This window comes from Herbaspirillum sp. C7C8 (genome assembly GCF_022627875.1).
Classification (GTDB): Bacteria; Pseudomonadota; Gammaproteobacteria; order Burkholderiales; family Burkholderiaceae_D; genus Herbaspirillum.
On record NZ_JABXGG010000003.1, the window covers coordinates 1 to 18655 of the forward strand.

22 protein-coding genes, 1 tRNA gene and 1 pseudogene are annotated in these 18655 nt (G+C 60.3%); 4 read left to right on the forward strand and 20 right to left on the reverse strand.

The annotated features are described in order from the left end of the window. Positions 1-204: pseudogene (locus tag HWE01_RS04460) on the forward strand (hypothetical protein); the annotation flags it as partial. 196 nt (positions 205-400) lie between these two features. Here HWE01_RS04460 and HWE01_RS04465 read toward each other — a convergent pair. The 7 genes from HWE01_RS04465 to petA all read right to left on the reverse strand — a co-directional run bounded on the left by HWE01_RS04465 (position 401) and on the right by petA (position 7133). Then, positions 401-2608 carry an OsmC domain/YcaO domain-containing protein gene (locus tag HWE01_RS04465; protein WP_008332306.1) on the reverse strand — a complete coding sequence of 736 codons (2208 nt, stop codon included), beginning with the start codon at positions 2606-2608 and terminating at the stop codon, positions 401-403. Positions 2609-2909: 301 nt separating this feature from the next. Further along, positions 2910-2985, reverse strand: a tRNA-Thr gene (locus HWE01_RS04470). Between the two features lie 24 nt (positions 2986-3009). Next, positions 3010-3498 carry a ClpXP protease specificity-enhancing factor gene (locus HWE01_RS04475; RefSeq protein WP_008332418.1) on the reverse strand — a complete coding sequence of 163 codons (489 nt, stop codon included), beginning with the start codon at positions 3496-3498 and terminating at the stop codon, positions 3010-3012. 120 nt (positions 3499-3618) lie between these two features. Next, a complete protein-coding gene (locus HWE01_RS04480; protein ID WP_017453790.1) occupies positions 3619-4230 on the reverse strand; it encodes a glutathione S-transferase N-terminal domain-containing protein in 612 nt (203 codons plus the stop codon). A gap of 97 nt (positions 4231-4327) precedes the next feature. Continuing rightward, positions 4328-5092, reverse strand: a complete 765-nt coding sequence (locus HWE01_RS04485; protein WP_008332420.1) for a cytochrome c1 — start codon at positions 5090-5092, stop codon at positions 4328-4330. A 23-nt stretch (positions 5093-5115) separates the two neighbouring features. After that, positions 5116-6522, reverse strand: coding sequence for a cytochrome b (locus HWE01_RS04490; protein ID WP_241821177.1), 1407 nt, complete (start codon positions 6520-6522; stop codon positions 5116-5118). A 2-nt stretch (positions 6523-6524) separates the two neighbouring features. After that, entirely contained in the window at positions 6525-7133 is a 609-nt protein-coding gene (gene petA / locus HWE01_RS04495) for a ubiquinol-cytochrome c reductase iron-sulfur subunit (protein WP_034351097.1), read from the reverse strand. A gap of 292 nt (positions 7134-7425) precedes the next feature. On the opposite strand from petA, the gene mscL reads away from it, so the two are divergent. Next, the gene (gene mscL, locus HWE01_RS04500; protein ID WP_283810207.1) at positions 7426-7863 is read left to right on the forward strand and encodes a large conductance mechanosensitive channel protein MscL; all 438 of its coding nucleotides are present in this window, start codon (positions 7426-7428) and stop codon (positions 7861-7863) included. Between the two features lie 77 nt (positions 7864-7940). Here mscL and HWE01_RS04505 read toward each other — a convergent pair whose 3' ends face one another. After that, positions 7941-8705, reverse strand: coding sequence for a Nif3-like dinuclear metal center hexameric protein (locus HWE01_RS04505; protein ID WP_034351099.1), 765 nt, complete (start codon positions 8703-8705; stop codon positions 7941-7943). 44 nt (positions 8706-8749) lie between these two features. Between HWE01_RS04505 and HWE01_RS04510 the strand changes: the two genes are divergently transcribed. Together HWE01_RS04510 and HWE01_RS04515 are read left to right on the forward strand one after the other, a co-directional pair. Beyond that, on the forward strand, positions 8750-9931 hold the full coding sequence (locus HWE01_RS04510) for a Do family serine endopeptidase (RefSeq protein WP_034351100.1): 1182 nt from the start codon (positions 8750-8752) through the stop codon (positions 9929-9931). Between the two features lie 18 nt (positions 9932-9949). Further along, positions 9950-10639, forward strand: coding sequence for a DUF2461 domain-containing protein (locus HWE01_RS04515; protein ID WP_008332426.1), 690 nt, complete (start codon positions 9950-9952; stop codon positions 10637-10639). 78 nt (positions 10640-10717) lie between these two features. Here the strand turns inward: HWE01_RS04515 and tatC are convergent, their stop codons facing one another. The 12 genes from tatC to HWE01_RS04575 form a co-directional block, all read right to left on the reverse strand. Next, on the reverse strand, positions 10718-11491 hold the full coding sequence (gene tatC / locus HWE01_RS04520; RefSeq protein WP_008332428.1) for a twin-arginine translocase subunit TatC: 774 nt from the start codon (positions 11489-11491) through the stop codon (positions 10718-10720). A 40-nt stretch (positions 11492-11531) separates the two neighbouring features. After that, on the reverse strand, positions 11532-12056 hold the full coding sequence (tatB, locus tag HWE01_RS04525) for a Sec-independent protein translocase protein TatB (protein ID WP_241821178.1): 525 nt from the start codon (positions 12054-12056) through the stop codon (positions 11532-11534). 121 nt (positions 12057-12177) lie between these two features. Then, entirely contained in the window at positions 12178-12381 is a 204-nt protein-coding gene (gene tatA, locus HWE01_RS04530; RefSeq protein ID WP_008332431.1) for a Sec-independent protein translocase subunit TatA, read from the reverse strand. A gap of 71 nt (positions 12382-12452) precedes the next feature. Continuing rightward, the gene (locus HWE01_RS04535; protein ID WP_175344804.1) at positions 12453-12833 is read right to left on the reverse strand and encodes a histidine triad nucleotide-binding protein; all 381 of its coding nucleotides are present in this window, start codon (positions 12831-12833) and stop codon (positions 12453-12455) included. 52 nt (positions 12834-12885) lie between these two features. After that, positions 12886-13224 (reverse strand): phosphoribosyl-ATP diphosphatase, encoded by a 339-nt coding sequence (locus HWE01_RS04540; RefSeq protein WP_039783857.1) that lies wholly within the window; start codon positions 13222-13224, stop codon positions 12886-12888. Then, entirely contained in the window at positions 13221-13721 is a 501-nt protein-coding gene (gene hisI / locus HWE01_RS04545; protein WP_241821179.1) for a phosphoribosyl-AMP cyclohydrolase, read from the reverse strand. Before hisI ends, HWE01_RS04540 begins: the two co-directional genes overlap by 4 nt. Further along, the gene (gene hisF / locus HWE01_RS04550; protein ID WP_175344806.1) at positions 13718-14482 is read right to left on the reverse strand and encodes an imidazole glycerol phosphate synthase subunit HisF; all 765 of its coding nucleotides are present in this window, start codon (positions 14480-14482) and stop codon (positions 13718-13720) included. Before hisF ends, hisI begins: the two co-directional genes overlap by 4 nt. Position 14483: 1 nt before the next feature. Then, positions 14484-15281 carry a 1-(5-phosphoribosyl)-5-[(5-phosphoribosylamino)methylideneamino]imidazole-4-carboxamide isomerase gene (gene hisA / locus HWE01_RS04555; protein WP_008332447.1) on the reverse strand — a complete coding sequence of 266 codons (798 nt, stop codon included), beginning with the start codon at positions 15279-15281 and terminating at the stop codon, positions 14484-14486. 78 nt (positions 15282-15359) lie between these two features. Continuing rightward, on the reverse strand, positions 15360-15998 hold the full coding sequence (gene hisH / locus HWE01_RS04560; protein ID WP_008332450.1) for an imidazole glycerol phosphate synthase subunit HisH: 639 nt from the start codon (positions 15996-15998) through the stop codon (positions 15360-15362). Positions 15999-16061: 63 nt separating this feature from the next. Next, entirely contained in the window at positions 16062-16658 is a 597-nt protein-coding gene (gene hisB / locus HWE01_RS04565) for an imidazoleglycerol-phosphate dehydratase HisB (protein WP_008332457.1), read from the reverse strand. Positions 16659-16731: 73 nt separating this feature from the next. Next, positions 16732-17838 (reverse strand): histidinol-phosphate transaminase, encoded by a 1107-nt coding sequence (gene hisC, locus HWE01_RS04570; RefSeq protein WP_241821349.1) that lies wholly within the window; start codon positions 17836-17838, stop codon positions 16732-16734. After that, positions 17819-18655 carry a DNA-methyltransferase gene (locus HWE01_RS04575; RefSeq protein WP_008332466.1) on the reverse strand — a complete coding sequence of 279 codons (837 nt, stop codon included), beginning with the start codon at positions 18653-18655 and terminating at the stop codon, positions 17819-17821. Before HWE01_RS04575 ends, hisC begins: the two co-directional genes overlap by 20 nt.

Here is an 18655-nt window from a genome sequence, read left to right on the forward strand (position 1 = left end):
AATCAATTCGTGCAAAGTCACCTTCAAGATCCTCGCTTGATGGCAGATCCGTACTTCAATGAAAGTACAAATGATCCCGAGCTCGCGGCAAGTCTTATAGCGCGGCAAGCTTTTACTTCACGTCCCTGCGATTGGATTTACGTAGAACAACTTCACGGACAGCCTATCGACTTGTTCGAACATCCGTCCAATGCAGGAGCTTAAACGCTCCCCAGTCCGCAACGTAACGTCGCCACGAGAACGAATACCGATCAGGACTGAATGCTGCAGGACAGGCCCGGTCCCCGTTTGGCCCTGCATCAACCCGCCGATATGAACATCAAAGACCTGATGATCAATCACAACGCGGATGCTGGGCTCAGCTATTGCGACTGCCCCCTCATAAAGCGAATAAACTTCCTCAAGCGGCATCCGCCTGCGCAAACCTCGCCCGCGCCTTGTGCAACTTGCGATAGCTATCAAGCAGGCGCTGATGACGCTCCAGTCCTTCGAGCTTCATGCTGGTCGGCGTCAAGCCAAAGAAGCGCACGCTTCCCGTCACCGATCCGATAGCCGCGTCCATGCGCGCGTTGCCGAACATGCGGCGGAAATTGGTCTCGTAGTCAGCCAGTTCCAACTCATCATCCAGTTTCACTTCCAGCACGACATTCAAGGCTTGGTAGAACAGACCGCGTTCGACCGAATTGTCGTTGTACTGCAAGAAGGCGCCGACCAGGTCATGTGCCTCTTCGAATTGCTGCAAGGCCAGATTGATCAGCAACTTTAGTTCGAGCACCGTCAACTGGCCCCATTCGGTGTTCTCGTCGAAGTCGATACCGATCAGGGTCGCGATATCCGAGTAATCATCCAGCTCGTTGTTCTCCAGACGATCAAGCAAGGCAGCCAGCGCCTTGTCGTCCAGGCGATGAAGATTCAGGATGTCCTCGCGGAACAGCAGCGCCTTGTTGGTGTTGTCCCAGATCAGGTCCTCCACCGGATAGACCTCGGAATAGCCCGGCACCAGAATGCGGCAAGACGTAGCGCCCAGCTGGTCATACACCGCAACGTAGGCCTCCTTGCCCATCTGCTCCAGAATGCCGAACAAGGTAGCCGCCTCGTCGGCATTGGAATCTTCCCCCTGACTGGAGAAATCCCATTCCACGAATTCATAATCCGACCTGGCACTGAAGAAGCGCCACGACACGATGCCGGAGGAATCGATGAAATGCTCGACGAAATTGTTGGGCTCGGTCACGGCATTGCTCTCGAAGGTCGGCTGCGGCAAATCGTTGAGGCCCTCGAAGCTGCGGCCTTGCAGCAGCTCCGTCAGGCTGCGCTCAAGCGCCACCTCGAAGCTCGGATGTGCGCCGAAGGAAGCAAACACGCCGCCGGTGCGCGGGTTCATCAAGGTCACGCACATCACCGGATAGACTCCGCCCAGCGAAGCATCCTTGACCAGCACCGGGAAGCCCTGCTCTTCCAGCCCCTGGATACCAGCCACGATGCCAGGGTATCTGGCCAGGACTTCTTGCGGCACGTCGGGCAGGCAGATCTCGCCTTCCAGGATTTCGCGCTTGACCGCGCGCTCGAAGATCTCCGAAAGGCATTGCACCTGAGCTTCAGGCAAGGTATTGCCGGCACTCATGCCGTTGCTCACGAAGAGGTTCTCGACCAGATTGGAAGGAAAATACACGACCTCGCCATCCGACTGTCTTACGTAAGGCAGCGAACAGATACCGCGCTGGGCGTTGCCCGAATTGGTGTCGATCAGATGCGACGCGCGCAGCTCGCCGTCCGGGTTGTATATTTCCAGGCAATACGCGTCCAGGATTTCCTTGGGCAGCTTGTCTGCGCGAGCGGGCTTGAACCAGCGCTCGTTGGGGTAATGCACGAAGTCGGCATTGGCAATCTCCTCACCCCAGTAGGAACCGGCGTAGAAATGGTTGTTGCTGATGCGTTCGATGTACTCACCCAGCGCCGAGGCCAGCGCGCTTTCCTTGGTGGCGCCCTTGCCGTTGGTGAAGCACATCGGCGAATGCGCATCGCGGATATGCAGCGACCACACATTGGGAATGATATTGCGCCAGGAAGCGATCTCGATCTTGATGCCCAGTTCGGCCAGCAAGCCCGACATGTTGGCGATGGTCTGCTCCAGAGGCAAATCCTTGCCAAGGATATGCGTGCTCACGCCGGCTTCGGGCTTGAGTGTGAGCAAGGACTGCGCATCGGCGTCCAGGCTTTCCACTTCCTCGATGACGAATTCCGGCCCCTGCTGCACCACCTTCTTTACCGTACAGCGCTCGATCGAACGCAGGATGCCGCGACGGTCTGCCTCCTCGATGTCGGCCGGCAGTTCGACCTGGATCTTGAAGGTCTGCTGGTAGCGGTTTTCCGGGTCGACGATGTTGTTCTGGGATAGACGGATGTTCTCGGTCGAGATATTGCGCGTATTGCAGTACAGCTTCACGAAGTACGCCGCGCACAGGGCCGATGACGCCAGGAAGTAATCAAAGGGGCCAGGTGCCGAGCCGTCTCCTTTGTAGCGGATGGGCTGATCTGCGATGACGGTAAAGTCGTCGAACTTGGCTTCAAGACGCAGCTTGTCGAGGAAGTTGACTTTGATTTCCATGGCGAAATTCCGAGAATGAACCGAAGAGGTGGCTAAAACTGACGTGTTCAAGAGTCCGGCCGCTACAGCGGCCCGGAGAATTGTCGTGACGAACGCGATATCATTGGCGATGCCGTTGATCGGCGCTATCGGCCGTCCGGCAAAGAGCCTTGATGATAGCTCAGGTGACCTTGCGCCGGCAGCGTGACCGTGTTGAGCGCTTCACAAAGGCCGTAGCTCAGGCTGGAGAGACTACGTCTCAATGGGCAAAAATGCGGAGCAAAAGAAAAACGGCTCACATCGCTGTGAGCCGCTTCGGTATTGGTGCTGGCTGCAGGACTTGAACCCGCCACCCCCTGATTACAAGTCAGGTGCTCTACCAGATGAGCTAAGCCAGCAAAACTTCAGCCGGCGATTATAGCTTACTTGATGCGGGTCAGTACAGGGCGACCACCCTTTTTCGGCGGTTCCGGATCATCATCGCCTTTATCGCCGCCTTCGGCGGGTTTCTTTTCTGGCTCGGATACTGGCACCGACGACAAGACCGGTGTGACGCTTTCCTGTTCAGCTGCCTGCTGCGCCTCCTCTGCCTTGGCCGGCGCCGGGGCTTCGAACGCCATGCCCTGGCCATTCTCTCGGGCATAGATGGCGATCACGTTTTCGACGGGAACCAGAATATCGCGTGAAACGCCACCAAAACGGGCGCTGAAGTGAATGTTGTCGTTCTCCATCTTCAGACCGCTGGTGGCCTCGAAGCTGATGTTGAGGACGATTTCGCCATTCTTGACGAACTGCATCGGCACGCGCGTGCGGCCGTCGACGACCACGGCGATGTGCGGCGTGTAGCCATTGTCGGTGCACCACTCGTAGATGGCGCGCAGCAGATAAGGCTTGGTGGAGACTTCTGGCATGACTGGTGTGGTGTGCGATGCGCCTGTAAAAACCGCATCTGCCGGCTAGGCCGGGGTGGAAAGCAATCTGAACAACTGGCAGCTGCACCACCGCTCAGGCGGTAGTGCAGCCGGTACGGCTTAACGGCGCATGACCTTTTCGGACGGGGTCAGGGCTTCAATGTAAGCAGGACGCGAGAAAATGCGCTCGGCATACTTCATCAGCGGGGCTGCCGTCTTCGACAGCTCGATGCCATAGTGATCCAGGCGCCACAGCAACGGGGCCAGGGCCACGTCCAGCATGGAGAACTCGTCACCGAGCATGTACTTGTTCTTCAGGAACAACGGTGCCAGTTGGGTCAGGCGGTCACGAATCTCGTGACGGGCCTTTTCCTGATTCTTCTCGGCAGCCTTGGACTTTTCATTTTCCAGGGTGTGCACGTGAACGAACAGTTCCTTCTCGAAGTTGAACAGCATCAGCCGCGCGCGGGCACGCATGAGCGGATCAGCCGGCATCAGCTGCGGATGCGGGAAGCGCTCATCGATGTACTCGTTGATGATGTTCGATTCGTACAGCACCAGATCACGCTCGACCAGGATAGGCACCTGGCCATAGGGATTCATGACCGAAATGTCTTCCGGCTTGTTGAACAGGTCGACGTCGCGGATCTCGAAATCCATGCCCTTTTCGAACAAGACGAGGCGGCAACGTTGCGAAAATGGGCAGGTCGTGCCCGAGTAGAGAACCATCATTTTTTCAGAGCCCTAAAACAAAAGGGGGGCGAGACGCATAACGCTCACCCCGATACGCAATTCCGCAAAAACTGCGCGGATACGTGATTGTACGTTTTTACTTGATGTTCTTCCAATAGGACGCGTTCAAACGCCACGCCAATACCGAGAAGATTCCCAGGAACAACAGCACCCAGACACCCAGACGCTTGCGCGTATTCTGCGCCGGCTCACCCATCCATTGCAAATAGGCAACGAGATCGGCGACATTGTTGTCATACTCCGCCGCGCTCATCTTGCCAGGCTTGACTTGTTCGAAGCCGGCAAACTTGTGGATGGTCTTGTTCGCGTCGTGAGGATCCTTCTCTTCCACGAACTTGGCCTTGCGGATACCTTGCAATTCCCACAACACATGCGGCATGCCAACGTTGGGGAAGAGCATGTTGTTCCAGCCGGTGGGGCGGCTGTCGTCCGTATAATAACTGCGCAGGTAGGTATAAATCCAGTCCGGACCGCTACCGGCCTCCGATGCCTTGGCCCGGGCGATCACCGACAGGTCCGGCGGCGCCGCGCCAAACCAGGCCTTGGCATCCTGCGGCGTCATCGCGATCTTCATCAGGTCGCCGACCTTTTCCCCACTGAACATGAGGTTGTTCTTGATCTGGTCTTCGGTCAGGCCGATGTCGCGCAGACGGTTGTAGCGCATGGCCGAGGCCGAATGGCAGTTCAGGCAATAGTTGACGAACAGCTTGGCACCGTTTTGCAGCGAAGAAACATCCTTGGTACGGTCCGGGGCGTGATCCAGCGGGAAGCCCCCTTCGTTGGCGCAGGCCAGCGCCGGCAGCAAGGCCAGCGCGGCAATCACTTTCTTGAGCAATGTCATGTTCTTGTCCTTTGGCAGCTGGCTTAGTGCGGATGGTAGACGACGCGCTCGGGCACCGGCTTGAAGGTACCGGCAGCACTCCACCAGGGCATCAGCAGGAAGAAGCCAAGGTAGATGAAGCTGCATACCTGAGAGACGGTGGTGCCGATGGCCGTCGGCGGTTGCACGCCGAGGTAGCCAAGGATGACGAAGGCAATACCAAAGACCAGATACACGTACTTGTGCCAGCTCGGGCGATAGCGGATGGACTTGACCTGCGAATGATCCAGCCACGGCAGTCCGCCCAGAATCACCACCGACAGGCCCATCAGGACCACGCCCCAGAACTTGGCATCAAAAATCAGCATGCCGGCGATGATGGCCAGACCGACGGCGATGGCGACGATCTTCAGCTTGGCTGTCAGCCGCGACTTGAACACCAGCAGCGCAACGTAGCCGGCCACGCCGGCAATGAGCCAGCCCATGAAATCGGCCGTCGTGGCACGCAGGATCGAGTAGAACGGCGTGAAGTACCAGACCGGAGCGATGTGTGGCGGCGTCTTCAGGGAATCGGCCGGAATGAAGTTGTTGTACTCCAGGAAGTAGCCGCCCATCTCCGGCGCGAAGAATACCACCGCCGAGAACACCAGCAGGAAGATCGAGACCCCAAAGATGTCATGCACCGTGTAGTACGGGTGGAAGGGCACGCCATCCAATGGCACACCGTTCTCATCGGTCTTTTCCTTGATTTCCACGCCGTCCGGGTTGTTGGATCCGACTTCGTGCAGGGCGATGATGTGCGCGGCCACCAGGCCGATCAACACCAGCGGAATGGCGATCACGTGGAAGGAGAAGAAGCGGTTCAGCGTGGCGTCCGAAACGACATAGTCGCCGCGAATGAGCAGCGACAGATCCGGACCGATGAAGGGAATGGCGCCAAAAAGGTTCACGATCACCTGTGCGCCCCAGTAGGACATCTGCCCCCAGGGCAACAGGTAACCGAAGAAGGCTTCACCCATCAGGCACAGGAAGATCCCCACGCCGAACAGCCACACCAGTTCGCGCGGCTTGCGGTAGGAGCCATAAAGCAGGCCCCGCACCATGTGAAGATAAACGACGATGAAGAAGGCCGAGGCGCCAGTGGAGTGCATATAGCGCACCAGCCAACCCCAGGGCACATCACGCATGATGTATTCGACCGAGGCGAAGGCCAGGTTGGCGTCCGGCTTGTAGTGCATCACCAGGAAGATGCCGGTGACGATCTGGATCACCAGCACCAGCAGTGCCAGGGAGCCGAAGATGTACCAGAAGTTGAAGTTCTTCGGGGCGTAGTATTCGGAGAGGTGGGCTTTCCAGGTGGCCGTCAGCGGAAAGCGCGAATCGACCCAGTTCAGGGCCTTGGCAGCCACCGGTGCATCATCCGGCAGCTTCTTTTCGTGAAATGCTCCCATGATCAGGCCTCCCCTTTCTCGTCCTTGCCGATGACGAGCTTGTTATCGCCTTCAAACATGTAGCGCGGGACTTGCAGGTTGTCCGGCGCCGGCTTGTTCTTGTACACGCGACCGGCCAGGTCGAAGGTCGAGCCGTGGCAGGGGCACAGGAAACCGCCGTGCCAGTCGTCTGGCAGCGAAGGCTGCGGGCCGGTGTCGAAGCGGGAACTGGGGGAGCAGCCGAGGTGCGGACAGATGCCGACCACGACCAGGATGTCCTTGCGCAGCGAGCGCCACTCATTGAGGGCGTAATCGGGCGTCTCGGAGAAATCGGTACGCTTGGAGTTCGGGTCGGCCACCTCGCTATCGGTCTTCTTGAGGGACTCGATCATTTCGGGGGTGCGCTTGAGAATCCAGACCGGCTTGCCGCGCCATTCAACCGTGCGCATTTCACCGGGAACCAGTGAAGAAATATCCACTTCCACCGGTGCGCCCGCTGCCTTGGCGCGTTCGGAAGGTTGCAGGGTGGAGACGAATGCTCCAGCGGTGGCCAAACCCGCTACACCTCCGGCCGCACAAGTCGCAACAAGCAAACCTCGTCGACTCGCGTCGACCTGATTCTCGTCAGTCATAAAGACCCCAATCTCCAAATGTAAGTTAGCGTGGACCTTCTAAGTGACCCTCATGCAACTTTTTGATTATATATAAGCTGAATAGGGTTTTGTAGCTAACGGCGGGTATCGTACAGGCTTGTGAAAATGAACATTTGACGCAGCGCAACCCCTTGTCAATCTGCTCTCGTTCTCGTTTTTTTTGCAGTGCGGCGTCAGCGCTTGTCCGATTTACTTTTCCTGGCGGGCAGGATATAACCCGTTGTAAGCCCGCCTCATGTTTAAACAGCAACTTTCAAAGGAGAAACCAGGGATGAGCATGCTCAAGGATTTTCGCGCCTTCGCGATCAAGGGAAACGTGGTCGACCTGGCCGTCGGTGTCATCATCGGCGGGGCCTTCGGCAAGATCGTCGGCTCGCTGGTCGAGGATATCATCATGCCCATCGTCGGCAAGATTTTCGGCGGTCTGGATTTCGCCAACTACTACCTGCCGCTCAACGGTCAAGCCTACGGGCTGCCGCTGGCCGAAGCCAAGAAGGCAGGCGCGGTCTTCGCCTACGGCAACTTCCTGACCATCTTCATCAACTTCCTGATCCTGGCCTTCATCATCTTCCAGATGGTGCGCGCCATCAACAAGGCGCGTGACCTGGCCTCCAAGCCAGAGGAAGCCGCCCCCGTCGCACCGGCCCCCACTCCGGAAGACGTGCTTCTGCTGCGTGAAATCCGCGATGCGCTCAAAAAGCAGGGCTGACGCGCTTCCTCACTTTTTCTGCTTCATCTTTTTGGTTTTTAAACTGAAGCTTGTAGTCAAAACATCGCCATCCGGTCTCAGACCGGATTGTCGATGTCGATGAAGCGATGCTCGATGCCGAAGTGCTTGGCCACATGTTGGCCGAGCGCCTCAATGCCGTAGCGCTCGGTGGCGTGATGGCCGGCGGCGAGATAGACGGTGCCGCTCTCGCGCGCCAAGTGCACGGTCGGTTCCGAAATCTCGCCGCTGATGTAGGCCGTGGCGCCGGCGTCGATGGCCTCGCCCAGCATGCCTTGTGCAGCGCCCGTGCACCAGGCGACCTGAGCGATGGACTGATGCGGGTCACCGATGAGCAGCGGCGTGCGTCCCAGGCGTTTCTCGATGAGCTGCGCCAGGTCGGCGGCAGTCTTGACCGAAGGGGCAAGGCAGCGCCCGATCCAGCCGATGTCGTTTTCACCGAAGCGACCGGTGGCGTCAAAGTCGAGTCGCTTGGCCAGTTGGGCATTGTTGCCCAGCTCGGGATGGCAATCCAGCGGCAGGTGATAGCCGAACAGATTGATGTCATGCGCCAGCAGCAGCTTCAGGCGCCGCTGCTTCTGGCCGATCACGCGCATGTCTTCGCCGCGCCAGAAGTAACCATGATGGACCAGGATGGCATCGGCCTGCCATTGTACGGCCGCCTCGATCAGGGCCAGGCTGGCCGTCACGCCGCTGACCACGCGGCCGATGGTGGCGCGCCCTTCCACCTGCAAGCCGTTTGGGCAATAATCGCGATATTGCGCCGCGTTGAGCGTCTGCCCCAGATAGACTGCGAATTCATTTCGACTAATGTGGCGGGTCATCTCTTCCTCATCCGATTTCAAATCCAAAACCAAAAATTCTTTTTATGCGACGTTTATGGCTGTTGTTTGCCCAGACCGTGACAGTGGGTCTGGCGCTGTGGTTCATTGTAGCGACCCTGAAGCCGGACTGGCTGTCCGGATCCTTCACTTCGCGTGCGCGCCCTGCCCAGTCCACGATCCAGATGCAGGAAGCCACGCCCGCCGCGCCCGCCCTGGACTCCTATCGTCATGCCGCGCGCCAGGCCATGCCCTCGGTGGTCAATATCTTCACAACGACCGAAGCCCGCCCGCAGAAGAGCCCCTTCCAGAACGACCCGTTCTTCCGCAAGTTCTTCGGCGACCAGTTCGACGAGCAGCAGCAGGATGACAAGCAATCCAGTCTGGGCTCGGGCGTCATCGTCAGCCCGCAAGGCTACATCCTGACCAACAACCACGTGGTGGAAGCGGCCGACAAGATCGAAGTGGCCCTGGCCGATGGCCGCAAGGCCAGTGCCAAAGTGGTCGGCATCGATCCCGAGACCGATCTGGCCGTCATCAAGATTGACCTGCCCAACCTGCCCGCCATCACTCTGGGTCATCCGGAAAACAGTTCGGTGGGCGATGTCGTGCTGGCCATCGGCAATCCGTTTGGCGTGGGCCAGACCGTCACCATGGGCATCATCTCGGCGCTGGGCCGCAATCACCTGGGCATCAACACCTTCGAAAACTTCATCCAGACCGATGCCGCCATCAACCCCGGCAATTCGGGCGGCGCACTGGTCGATACCAACGGCAACCTGCTGGGGATCAACACGGCCATCTATTCTCGTACCGGCGGCAACCTGGGCATCGGCTTTGCGATTCCGATGTCGACGGCCAAGACGGTGATGGAAGCCATCATCAGCCACGGCCAGGTGGTGCGCGGCTGGATCGGTGTCGAGCCGCAGGACATCACCCCTGAACTGGCCGAGAGCTTTGGCCTGGGCAAGAAGACCGGTGCCATCATCGCCGGCGTGCTCAAGGGTGGTCCGGCCGATCGTGCAGGCATGCGTCCGGGTGACATCCTGGTGAGCATCGCCGACAAGCCGGTGGCCGATACGACCGAGATGCTCAACGTCATCGCGCAACTCACGCCCGGCCAGCAGATCGCCATGACGGTGCTGCGCAAGTCGCAGGAGACCAAGCTGAACATCACCGTGGGCAAGCGTCCGCCGCCGCCCAAGAACGATGATGCCGAAGAAGAATAATCTAGGAGCAAGCCATCCATGCACGTGCGAGACCTGATCCAGTTCCTCGGAGAGCTCTCCGAGAACAACAACCGCGCCTGGTTCGTCATGAACAAGCCGCGCTACGACATCCTGCGCGAGGAATTCCTGGCGCTGACCATCAAGCTCATCGCCGAGATCAGCAAGTTCGATCCGGCCATCGCGGGCTGCAATCCGAAGAAGGCGCTGTTTCGCATCAACCGCGACATGCGCTTCTCACATGACAAGCGGCCCTACAAAACGCACTTCTCCGCCGCCATCACCGCCAGTGGGCTGAAGAAGCCCAGCCAGGGCGGCGGTCCGGCCTACTACTTCCACATCAACGAAGCCGGGCAGCTGCTCATCGCCGGTGGTGAATACCTGCCACCGACGCCGCGCCTGCGCGCCATCCGCAACCGGGTGGTGGAAGATGCAGCAGGCTTCACCAAGATGCGCAAGAACAAGAAGCTTGTGGCGACTTATGGGGATCTGCAGGAGGAAGGCAAGCTGCAACGTCCGCCCAAGGGCTTCGATCCGGACACGCCCAATATCGAATACGTGAAGCTCAAGAGTTTCATCGTCTGGACCGAAGAAGATATCCGCAAGAAGATTCCTGCTGACCTCGGCAAGCAGGTACTGGAAGGATTCAAGGATGCCTATCCGCTGGTGCAATGGCTGCGCGAGATCCCTCTGGTGAGCCTCGAGGAGTGAGGATTCATCCAAGGCGCCTGCACAACGACAAAGCCCGCTCATCATCGAGCGGGCTTTGTTTTGCGGGGACAGCCGGGCTTATTCCGAGGATACCGAACTGCTGGGCTCGGCATCCGGCGCGCGTGTGGCACGCTCGAAGATCGGCGCCACCAACAGGCCCACTTCGTAGAGCAGGATCAGCGGCACGGCCAGCATCAGCTGGCTCATCACGTCCGGCGGGGTGACCACGGCGGCGACGATGAAGGCGGCAACGATCACGTAGGGACGGATCTGCTTGAGCTTGGACAATTGCACCAGGCCCATGCGCACCAGCACGATCACGATCACCGGTACCTCGAAGGTCACGCCGAAGGCGACGAACATGGTCAGGACGAAGTCGACGTAGCTGTCGATATCCGGTGCCACCGAGACCGACTTGGGGGCGAAGTTGTTGATGAACGGGAAGACCACGCCAAAGACGAAGAAGTAGCAGAACGCCACCCCCATGACGAACAGCAGCGAAGACGAGATCACCAGCGGCGCGATCAGACGCTTCTCGTGCGCGTACAGGCCCGGTGCGACGAAGGCCCACAGCTGGTACAGCACCCAGGGCAGCGAGATCAGCACCGCCACCAGCATGGTGACCTTGATGGGAATCAGGAAAGGCGTGATCACGCCGGTGGCGATCATGCGGCTGCCGGCGGGCAGCGCATGGATCATCGGCGCGGCAAGCACGTCGAAGATGTGGGCCGCGAAGGGCATCAGGCACAGGAACACCACCAGCACCACGGCAGCCGCCTTGACGATACGGCTGCGCAATTCGATCAGGTGCGAGATGAAGGTATCTTCGGCCTGGGTGTTTTCTTCAGCCATGGGGTCGGAATTCCGATGAGGTGAGACGCGCTGCGCCAAATTAGAAGAAACCTGCCGACTTGCCCACCCCGACCGGACGGCGATACTTGGCCACCCGGGCCGAGGCCGAGATCACGCGGGTCTTGTGACCGCTCTGGTGCTTGTACCAGGCCGGCACGCCGGTAGTGCGCGAGAGCTTCTTGCGGCGGAAGGCCTTGGCCTTGATCGCATGCAGGGAGGGATCGGGCATACGGGTCCAGCTATTGCCCGCACTGGCGCTGTCGGAACTGGAAGAATCGTCACCGCCGTTCCAGGCGTCATTGATCGATGCTTCCGTCTCCGACATGCTCTTGTGGATGCTGTTGCTGACGTCGCTGGCGGCGTCCTGCACATCCTTCTGCATCTTGCGCAGCTCGTCGAGTTCCATCTCGCGGCTGACCTCCGACTTGACGTCGTTGATGTAGCGCTGGGCGCGACCGAACAGGGTGCCGGCCATGCGCGCTACCTTGGGCAGGCGCTCGGGACCGATCACGACCAGCGCGACCACGCCGATCAAGGCCAGCTTGGTAAGGCCGATATCAATCATGAGTCTGTGTGGGCATTAAGAGGACAACGAGGGCGCGCATGCGCTGGAAGACGGGATACCCGCTTCGAACCGCGACGCGGGCCCATGCGAACCCGCCAGACAGGGCTGGCGGGCGGCCTGTTCAGCTGCCGGACTTGTCCTTTTCCTTGGCCTGCACGTCGATGGCCGCGTCCTTCTTCTCTTCCTCGGCGCCCTTGACGCCATCCTTGAAGCCCTTGACTGCCTTGCCCAGGTCGGAACCCATGTTGCCGAGCTTCTTGGTGCCGAAGACCAGCATCACGATCACCAGAACAATCAGCCAATGCCAAATACTGAACGAACCCATTCTCTTCTCCTAAGCGGACATCCCTGCCCTGTGTACAAGTGAAACCTGCCAGCCCCCGGGCCGGCGAATCCTTATTGTTGCACGAACCGTACCCGCCAGGGATGCGGACCACCGATCACGTGCATGTGCAGATGGTACACCTCCTGGCCGCCATCCGGTCCGGTGTTGATGATGGTCTTGAAACCGCCGCTGGGCTTGCCTTCGGCGTCCAGACCATAAGCACAGCCCTGCTCGGCCGCCAGGCGTGGCGCCAGCGCCAGCATCTTGCCCAGCAGGGCGGCATGCTGTTCACCGCAATCGGCCAGGGTCGCCACATGCTGGCGCGGCACGATCAGGAAATGCACCGGTGCAGCCGGATTGATATCGTGGAAGGCGATCAGGTCCTCGTCCTCGTAGATCTTCTTCGAGGGGATCTGGCCCGCCGCAATCTTGCAGAAAATACAATTATCCAACGCCGTACTCCTGGGAAACAAGGGGAATGGAAAAGAACGCCAACCGGTCAGGTCAGTCCTTGCGGGCCGCCTTTTCTTCCAGGCCGGAGAGGCCTTCGCGCCGCGCCAGTTCGTTGAGCACATCCTGCGGGCTCAGCTCGAACTGCGCCAGCAGGACCATGGAATGGAACCACAGGTCGGCGCACTCGTAGAGCACCTTGGACTTGTCGCCCGAGACGCGGGCATCCTTGGCGGCCATCACGGTTTCGGTGGCTTCCTCGCCGATCTTCTTGAGGATGGCGTCATCCCCCTTGGAGAACAGCTTGGCGACGTAGGATTTCTCGGGATTGCCGCCGTTGGCCAGCTTGCGCGACTCGATGACTTCGGCCAGTCGCTTCAGGGTTTCACTCATGATGGGGTCTTGTCACTATCCACGGGCTTGGGGATGGTCTTGCGCACGCGCTTGGGCTTGGCGACCGGTGCGGCCGCTGCGACGACCGGAGCACCGCCGGCACCCGGCTGCAGATCCTTCAGGACCGGCTCGACCGTGACCCATTCGCCGCTGTCGGCGCTACCCTCGAACTTCTGGAAGAAGCAGGAATGGCGGCCGGTATGGCAGGCAATGCCGGCCACCTGCTCGACCTTGAGCAGCACCACGTCTTCATCGCAGTCCAGGCGGATTTCGTGCACTTTCTGGAAATGACCCGATTCTTCACCTTTGTGCCACAGCTTCTTGCGCGAGCGGCTCCAGTAGACCGCCTGGCCGATCTCCACGGTGCGCGCCAGCGCCTCGCGGTTCATCCAGGCGAACATCAGCACGTCATTGGAGCCGACTTCCTGGGCGATCACCGGCACCAGGCCGACTTCGTCCCATTTGACCTTGTTGAGCCATTTGGCGCTGATGCTCATGCCAGCCTCATGGAAATGTTCTGATCGGCCATGAAGCGCTTGGCTTCCTGCACGGTGTGCTGGCCATAGTGGAAGATGCTGGCGGCCAGCACCGCATCGGCCTTGCCCTTGGTGATGCCGTCGGCCAGGTCCTGCAGGCCACCCACGCCACCCGAAGCAATCACGGGGATGCTGACCGCTTCCGAGACCGCACGGGTCAGGTCGAGGTCGAAGCCGCTCTTGGTACCGTCACGATCCATGCTGGTCAGCAGGATCTCGCCCGCACCCAGCTGCGCCATCTTGCGCGCCCAGTCGACGGCATCCAGGCCGGTGGCCTTGCGGCCACCGTGGGTGTAGACCTCCCACCTGCCGTCACCGGCGCGCTTGGCATCGATGGCCACCACGATACATTGCGAGCCGTACTTGTTGGCCGCATCGGCCACCAGTTGCGGATTGGTCACGGCCGAGGTGTTGATGCCCACCTTGTCGGCACCGGCATTGAGCAGGCGGCGCACATCTTCCACCGCGCGCACGCCACCGCCCACCGTCAGGGGGATGAAGACCTGCGAGGCCACGGCTTCGATGATGTCCAGGATCAGGTCGCGGCCATCGGAGGAGGCAGTGATGTCGAGGAAGGTCAGCTCATCGGCGCCCTGCTCGTCATAACGACGGGCGATCTCGACCGGATCGCCGGCATCGCGCAGCTCCAGGAAGTTGACACCCTTGACCACGCGACCTGCGGTCACGTCCAGGCAAGGGATGATGCGTTTAGCAAGGGCCATGTTATTTGCTGCCGGACAGGCGGTTGGCTTCCAGTTCGCGCGTCAGCTCATCCGCACGATCCTGGCCGCTGCGCAGGTCCAGCGTCCCTTCATAGATGGAACGGCCGCAGATGACGGCTTCGATGCCTTCATCCTCGACCCGGCACAGCGCCTCGACGTCGCCCACGTTGTGGACGCCGCCCGAAGCGATGATGGGGATGGTCACGGCCTGCGCCAGGCGCACGGTGGCCTCGATATTGACGCCGCCCATCATGCCGTCGCGGCCGATGTCGGTGTAGACGATGGCTTCGCAGCCATAGCCTTCAAACTTCTGCGCCAAGTCCACCACTTCGTGGCCGGACAGCTTGCTCCAGCCATCGGTGGCAACCTTGCCGTCCTTGGCATCCAGGCCCACGATGATCTGGCCGGGGAAGGCGCTGCAGGCGTCATGCAGGAAACCGGGATTCTTCACCGCGGCGGTGCCGATGATGATGTAGGAGAGGCCATCGTCCAGATAGCGCTCGATGGTGTCCAGGTCGCGGATGCCGCCACCCAGTTGCACCGGGATTTCCTCGACCTCGTTTTCCTCGGCGAAGCGGGCGACCACCTGCAGAATGGACTTCACGGCTGCCTCGTTCTTGGGCTTGCCGGCGAAGGCGCCGTTCAGGTCCACCAGGTGCAGGCGGCGCGCGCCCTGCTTGAGCCAGTGCAGGGCCATTTCCGCCGGATCTTCGGAGAAAACGGTGGCTTGTTCCATATCACCTTGTTTGAGGCGTACGCAATGACCGTCTTTCAGGTCGATGGCGGGTATGAGCAGCATGGCTAGGGGATGACTAGTCAGTAAAAAAGAAGGGTTGGCGACGCTCTGCGGCGAAGCTCTTGCCGGAAAGGCAAAAAATCAAGGTTTCCAGTGTACGAAATTCCGATACAGCTGCAAACCCGCCGAAGCACTTTTTTCCGGATGGAACTGGGTTGCAAAGATATTATCGCGGGCCACGGCACAAGCGAAGTCACGGCCATAGGGAGTTTGGCCAACGATCTGCGACGTTTCGGCCGGGACGGCGTAATAGCTGTGGACAAAATAGAAGAAGGCGTTATCGGCGATGCCTTCCCACAAGGGGTGGGCGCTGGTCTGGTGCACATGGTTCCAGCCCATCTGCGGCACCTTGAACAGCGATCCATCGTCCTGGCGCACGCCTTCGAGCTCGAAGCGCACCACCTTGCCGGGCAGCAGGCCCAGGCCGGGGGTGTCGCCTTCTTCACTCCAGTCGAACAGCATCTGCTCGCCCACGCACACGCCGAACAGCGGCTTGGTGCGGGAGGCTTCGAGCACGGCATCCTGCACGCCGGATTCGCGCAGGCTGCGCATGCAATCGGGCATGGCGCCCTGGCCGGGCAGGACCACGCGGTCGGCGGCGCGGATATCGGCGACCTCGCCGGAGATGCGCACGTCGGCTTCAGGTGCGACATGGCGCAGCGCCTGCGCCACCGAGCGCAGGTTGCCCATGCCGTAATCGACTACAACAATTTTATTCATGGCGACATTGAACGGTGCTCGCGCACCGGGAAACCCAGATGATGTTTAGCGATACCCTGCGATTTACAGGCTGCCCTTGGTGGACGGAATCGTACCAGCAGCGCGCGCATCGAGTTCGACGGCCATGCGCAGCGCGCGGCCGAAGGCCTTGAACACGGTCTCGGCCTGGTGGTGGGCATTCACGCCACGCAGGTTGTCCACGTGCAGGGTCACCTGCGCATGGTTGACGAAACCATGGAAGAACTCGCTGGTCAGGTCCACATCGAAGGAACCGATCATCGAGCGGGTAAAGGGAATGTGGTATTCCAGGCCGGGACGGCCGGAGAAGTCGATCACCACGCGCGAGAGGGCTTCATCCAGCGGCACGTAGGCATGGCCGTAGCGGCGGATACCCTTCTTGTCGCCGATGGCCTTGGCAAACGCCATGCCCAGGGTGATGCCCACGTCTTCCACCGTATGGTGCGCGTCGATGTGCAGATCGCCCTTGGCGTGGATATCCAGGTCGATCAGGCCGTGGCGGGCGATCTGGTCCAGCATGTGATCCAGGAAGGGGACGCCGGTATCCAGCTTCTGCTGGCCGGTGCCATCCAGGTTGATCGCAACGCGGATCTGCGTCTCGTTGGTGTTGCGGACGACTTCCGCGGTTCTCGGTGTAGACATGGTTGGGGTCAGACGGTGTTCTATCGTTGGGTAATGCTTGATGCCGGCTTGCCTGGGCGGGAGCCTGAATCCTTCAGTGCTCTCGCAGTGCTTCTTTCAGGGCCGTCAGAAAAATGCGGTTTTCTTCATCTGAACTGACGGTAATACGCAAACAGTTTCGCAGCAATACGTGCATTCTACCGGCATTTTTGACAAGTACCCTGCGCGCCAGCAATGCAGCGCTGACTTTATCGGCATCCGGGACGCGGATCAGGATGAAATTGGCCGCCGAGGCAAACACCTCCACCCCTTCCAGCGCCGCCAGCCGCGCTGCCAGTGCGCCGCGCGCCTCACGCAGTTGTGCCGCCTGCGCCTCCAGCACCGGCAGGTGCTCCAGCACCAACAGCGCCGCCGCCTCGGTCAGCACGTTGACGTTGTAGGGCGGGCGCACCTTGTCCAATTCACGCAACAGGGCCGGGGCCGCCGACAGGTAGCCCAGGCGGATGCCTGCCAGGCCCAGCTTGGAGACGGTGCGCATGACGATCAGGTTGTTGTGCTGCGGCAATGCAGGCATCAGCGTCGAGGCGGCAAAGGGTTGATAGGCTTCGTCCACCACCACCAGGCCGTAGGGCGCGGCGGCTTCGATGATGCGCAACACCTCGGCCATCGGATAGAGCGTGCCGGTCGGATTGTTGGGATAGCCCAGCCAGGTGATCACGGGCCTGTGTTGCTCGATGGCGGCCAGCATGGCCGGCAGGTCCAGTGTCAGGTCCGCGCGCAGCGGCACGCCTACGTAGTCCAGGCCAGCCATCTTGGCCGAGATGCCGTACATGACGAAACCCGGCTCCGGCGCCAAGACGGTACGCCCCGGCATGGCACAGGCCACGCAGAGCATGGTGATGAGCTCATCCGAACCATTGCCCAGCAGGACGTCATATCCCTCGGGCACACCCAGCTGTGCGCAGATCGCCGCCTTCAGGCGCGTATAGGACGGCACCGGATAACGGTTCAACGCCAGTGCCGCCAGCCGCTGCGCCAGTTCGTCACGCAAGGCCGGCGGCAGCAGGTAGGGATTTTCCATGGCATCGAGCTTGACCATCCCTTCGGCCGAGGGCACGTGATAGGACTGCCAACCGCGCACCAGCGGGCGGATCACGTTGGCCACCAGGTCGTCCACGGTCTCAGGCTTGGAGGGATTCATCATCTAGGCTCGCAGGCGCCGGCGCATCGAGAGCGTCGAGACGCTGGCGGATCAGTTCGCAATAATCGGGATTGAGTTCAAAGCCGGTGAAGTGGCGTCCGCAACGGCGTGCTGCCACGGCCGTGGTGCCGCTGCCCATGAAGGGATCGAGCACCACGCCGCCGGGCGGGCATGAGGCTTTGACCATGCGCTCCACCACTTCCAGGGGTTTTTGCGTGGGATGGTCGGCGCGCTCCTTGTGCTCGCGGTGCAATCGCGAGACGCTCCACACATCCTTGGGGTTGTAGCCCATTTCCAGCCACTTGGCCCCGACGAAGATGGAGCGTGAACGCGCCTTTTTGGTCTGGGCATCGTAGGGAATGCGGATGGCATCGAGATCAAAGAAATAATCCTTGGCCCGCGCGAAGAAACCGATGGTGTCATGCACCGACGAATAACGCCGGGTGCTGCCGCCCATGGAGGGCACGCGGCGGTCCCAGATGATCTCGTTGATCATGGTCATGCGCTGCTTCAGCATCACGAAGATCTCCGGCGAATTGCGCCAGGTCAGGAAGATGTAGAGGCTGCCATTGGGCTTCAGCTTGGGCAGCGCGGCATCGACCCACTGCTCGGTCCAGGCCAGGTAGGCAGCGGTATCGAGCTTGTCGGAATCATTGCCGTAATCCTTGCCCAGTCCGTAGGGAGGATCGGCGATCATCAGATCGACGCTGCCATCGGGAACCCGCGCCAGGCCGGCAGCGACCGAGAGCGCATCCTCGCAAAATACGCGGTCCAGCCAGCCGGCGCCTGCAAGGGAGTCGGTGGCGGAGGTCATCAT

What these genes read in the sequence shown, in the direction of transcription:
- hisI (WP_241821179.1), bottom strand. Translation starts at nt 13,721, where the DNA reads ATGAGCATCAGCGCCAAATGGCTCAACAAGGTCAAATGGGACGAAGTC.
- tatA (WP_008332431.1), bottom strand. Translation starts at nt 12,381, where the DNA reads ATGGGTTCGTTCAGTATTTGGCATTGGCTGATTGTTCTGGTGATCGTG.
- HWE01_RS04480 (WP_017453790.1), bottom strand. Translation starts at nt 4,230, where the DNA reads ATGATGGTTCTCTACTCGGGCACGACCTGCCCATTTTCGCAACGTTGC.
- HWE01_RS04475 (WP_008332418.1), bottom strand. Translation starts at nt 3,498, where the DNA reads ATGCCAGAAGTCTCCACCAAGCCTTATCTGCTGCGCGCCATCTACGAG.
- hisB (WP_008332457.1), bottom strand. Translation starts at nt 16,658, where the DNA reads ATGTCTACACCGAGAACCGCGGAAGTCGTCCGCAACACCAACGAGACG.
- petA (WP_034351097.1), bottom strand. Translation starts at nt 7,133, where the DNA reads ATGACTGACGAGAATCAGGTCGACGCGAGTCGACGAGGTTTGCTTGTT.
- HWE01_RS04540 (WP_039783857.1), bottom strand. Translation starts at nt 13,224, where the DNA reads ATGAGTGAAACCCTGAAGCGACTGGCCGAAGTCATCGAGTCGCGCAAG.
- hisF (WP_175344806.1), bottom strand. Translation starts at nt 14,482, where the DNA reads ATGGCCCTTGCTAAACGCATCATCCCTTGCCTGGACGTGACCGCAGGT.
- mscL (WP_283810207.1), top strand. Translation starts at nt 7,426, where the DNA reads ATGAGCATGCTCAAGGATTTTCGCGCCTTCGCGATCAAGGGAAACGTG.
- HWE01_RS04505 (WP_034351099.1), bottom strand. Translation starts at nt 8,705, where the DNA reads ATGACCCGCCACATTAGTCGAAATGAATTCGCAGTCTATCTGGGGCAG.
- HWE01_RS04510 (WP_034351100.1), top strand. Translation starts at nt 8,750, where the DNA reads ATGCGACGTTTATGGCTGTTGTTTGCCCAGACCGTGACAGTGGGTCTG.
- HWE01_RS04575 (WP_008332466.1), bottom strand. Translation starts at nt 18,655, where the DNA reads ATGATGACCTCCGCCACCGACTCCCTTGCAGGCGCCGGCTGGCTGGAC.
- HWE01_RS04490 (WP_241821177.1), bottom strand. Translation starts at nt 6,522, where the DNA reads ATGGGAGCATTTCACGAAAAGAAGCTGCCGGATGATGCACCGGTGGCT.
- tatB (WP_241821178.1), bottom strand. Translation starts at nt 12,056, where the DNA reads ATGATTGATATCGGCCTTACCAAGCTGGCCTTGATCGGCGTGGTCGCG.
- HWE01_RS04515 (WP_008332426.1), top strand. Translation starts at nt 9,950, where the DNA reads ATGCACGTGCGAGACCTGATCCAGTTCCTCGGAGAGCTCTCCGAGAAC.
- HWE01_RS04485 (WP_008332420.1), bottom strand. Translation starts at nt 5,092, where the DNA reads ATGACATTGCTCAAGAAAGTGATTGCCGCGCTGGCCTTGCTGCCGGCG.
- hisH (WP_008332450.1), bottom strand. Translation starts at nt 15,998, where the DNA reads ATGAATAAAATTGTTGTAGTCGATTACGGCATGGGCAACCTGCGCTCG.
- HWE01_RS04465 (WP_008332306.1), bottom strand. Translation starts at nt 2,608, where the DNA reads ATGGAAATCAAAGTCAACTTCCTCGACAAGCTGCGTCTTGAAGCCAAG.
- hisA (WP_008332447.1), bottom strand. Translation starts at nt 15,281, where the DNA reads ATGCTGCTCATACCCGCCATCGACCTGAAAGACGGTCATTGCGTACGC.
- hisC (WP_241821349.1), bottom strand. Translation starts at nt 17,838, where the DNA reads ATGAATCCCTCCAAGCCTGAGACCGTGGACGACCTGGTGGCCAACGTG.
- tatC (WP_008332428.1), bottom strand. Translation starts at nt 11,491, where the DNA reads ATGGCTGAAGAAAACACCCAGGCCGAAGATACCTTCATCTCGCACCTG.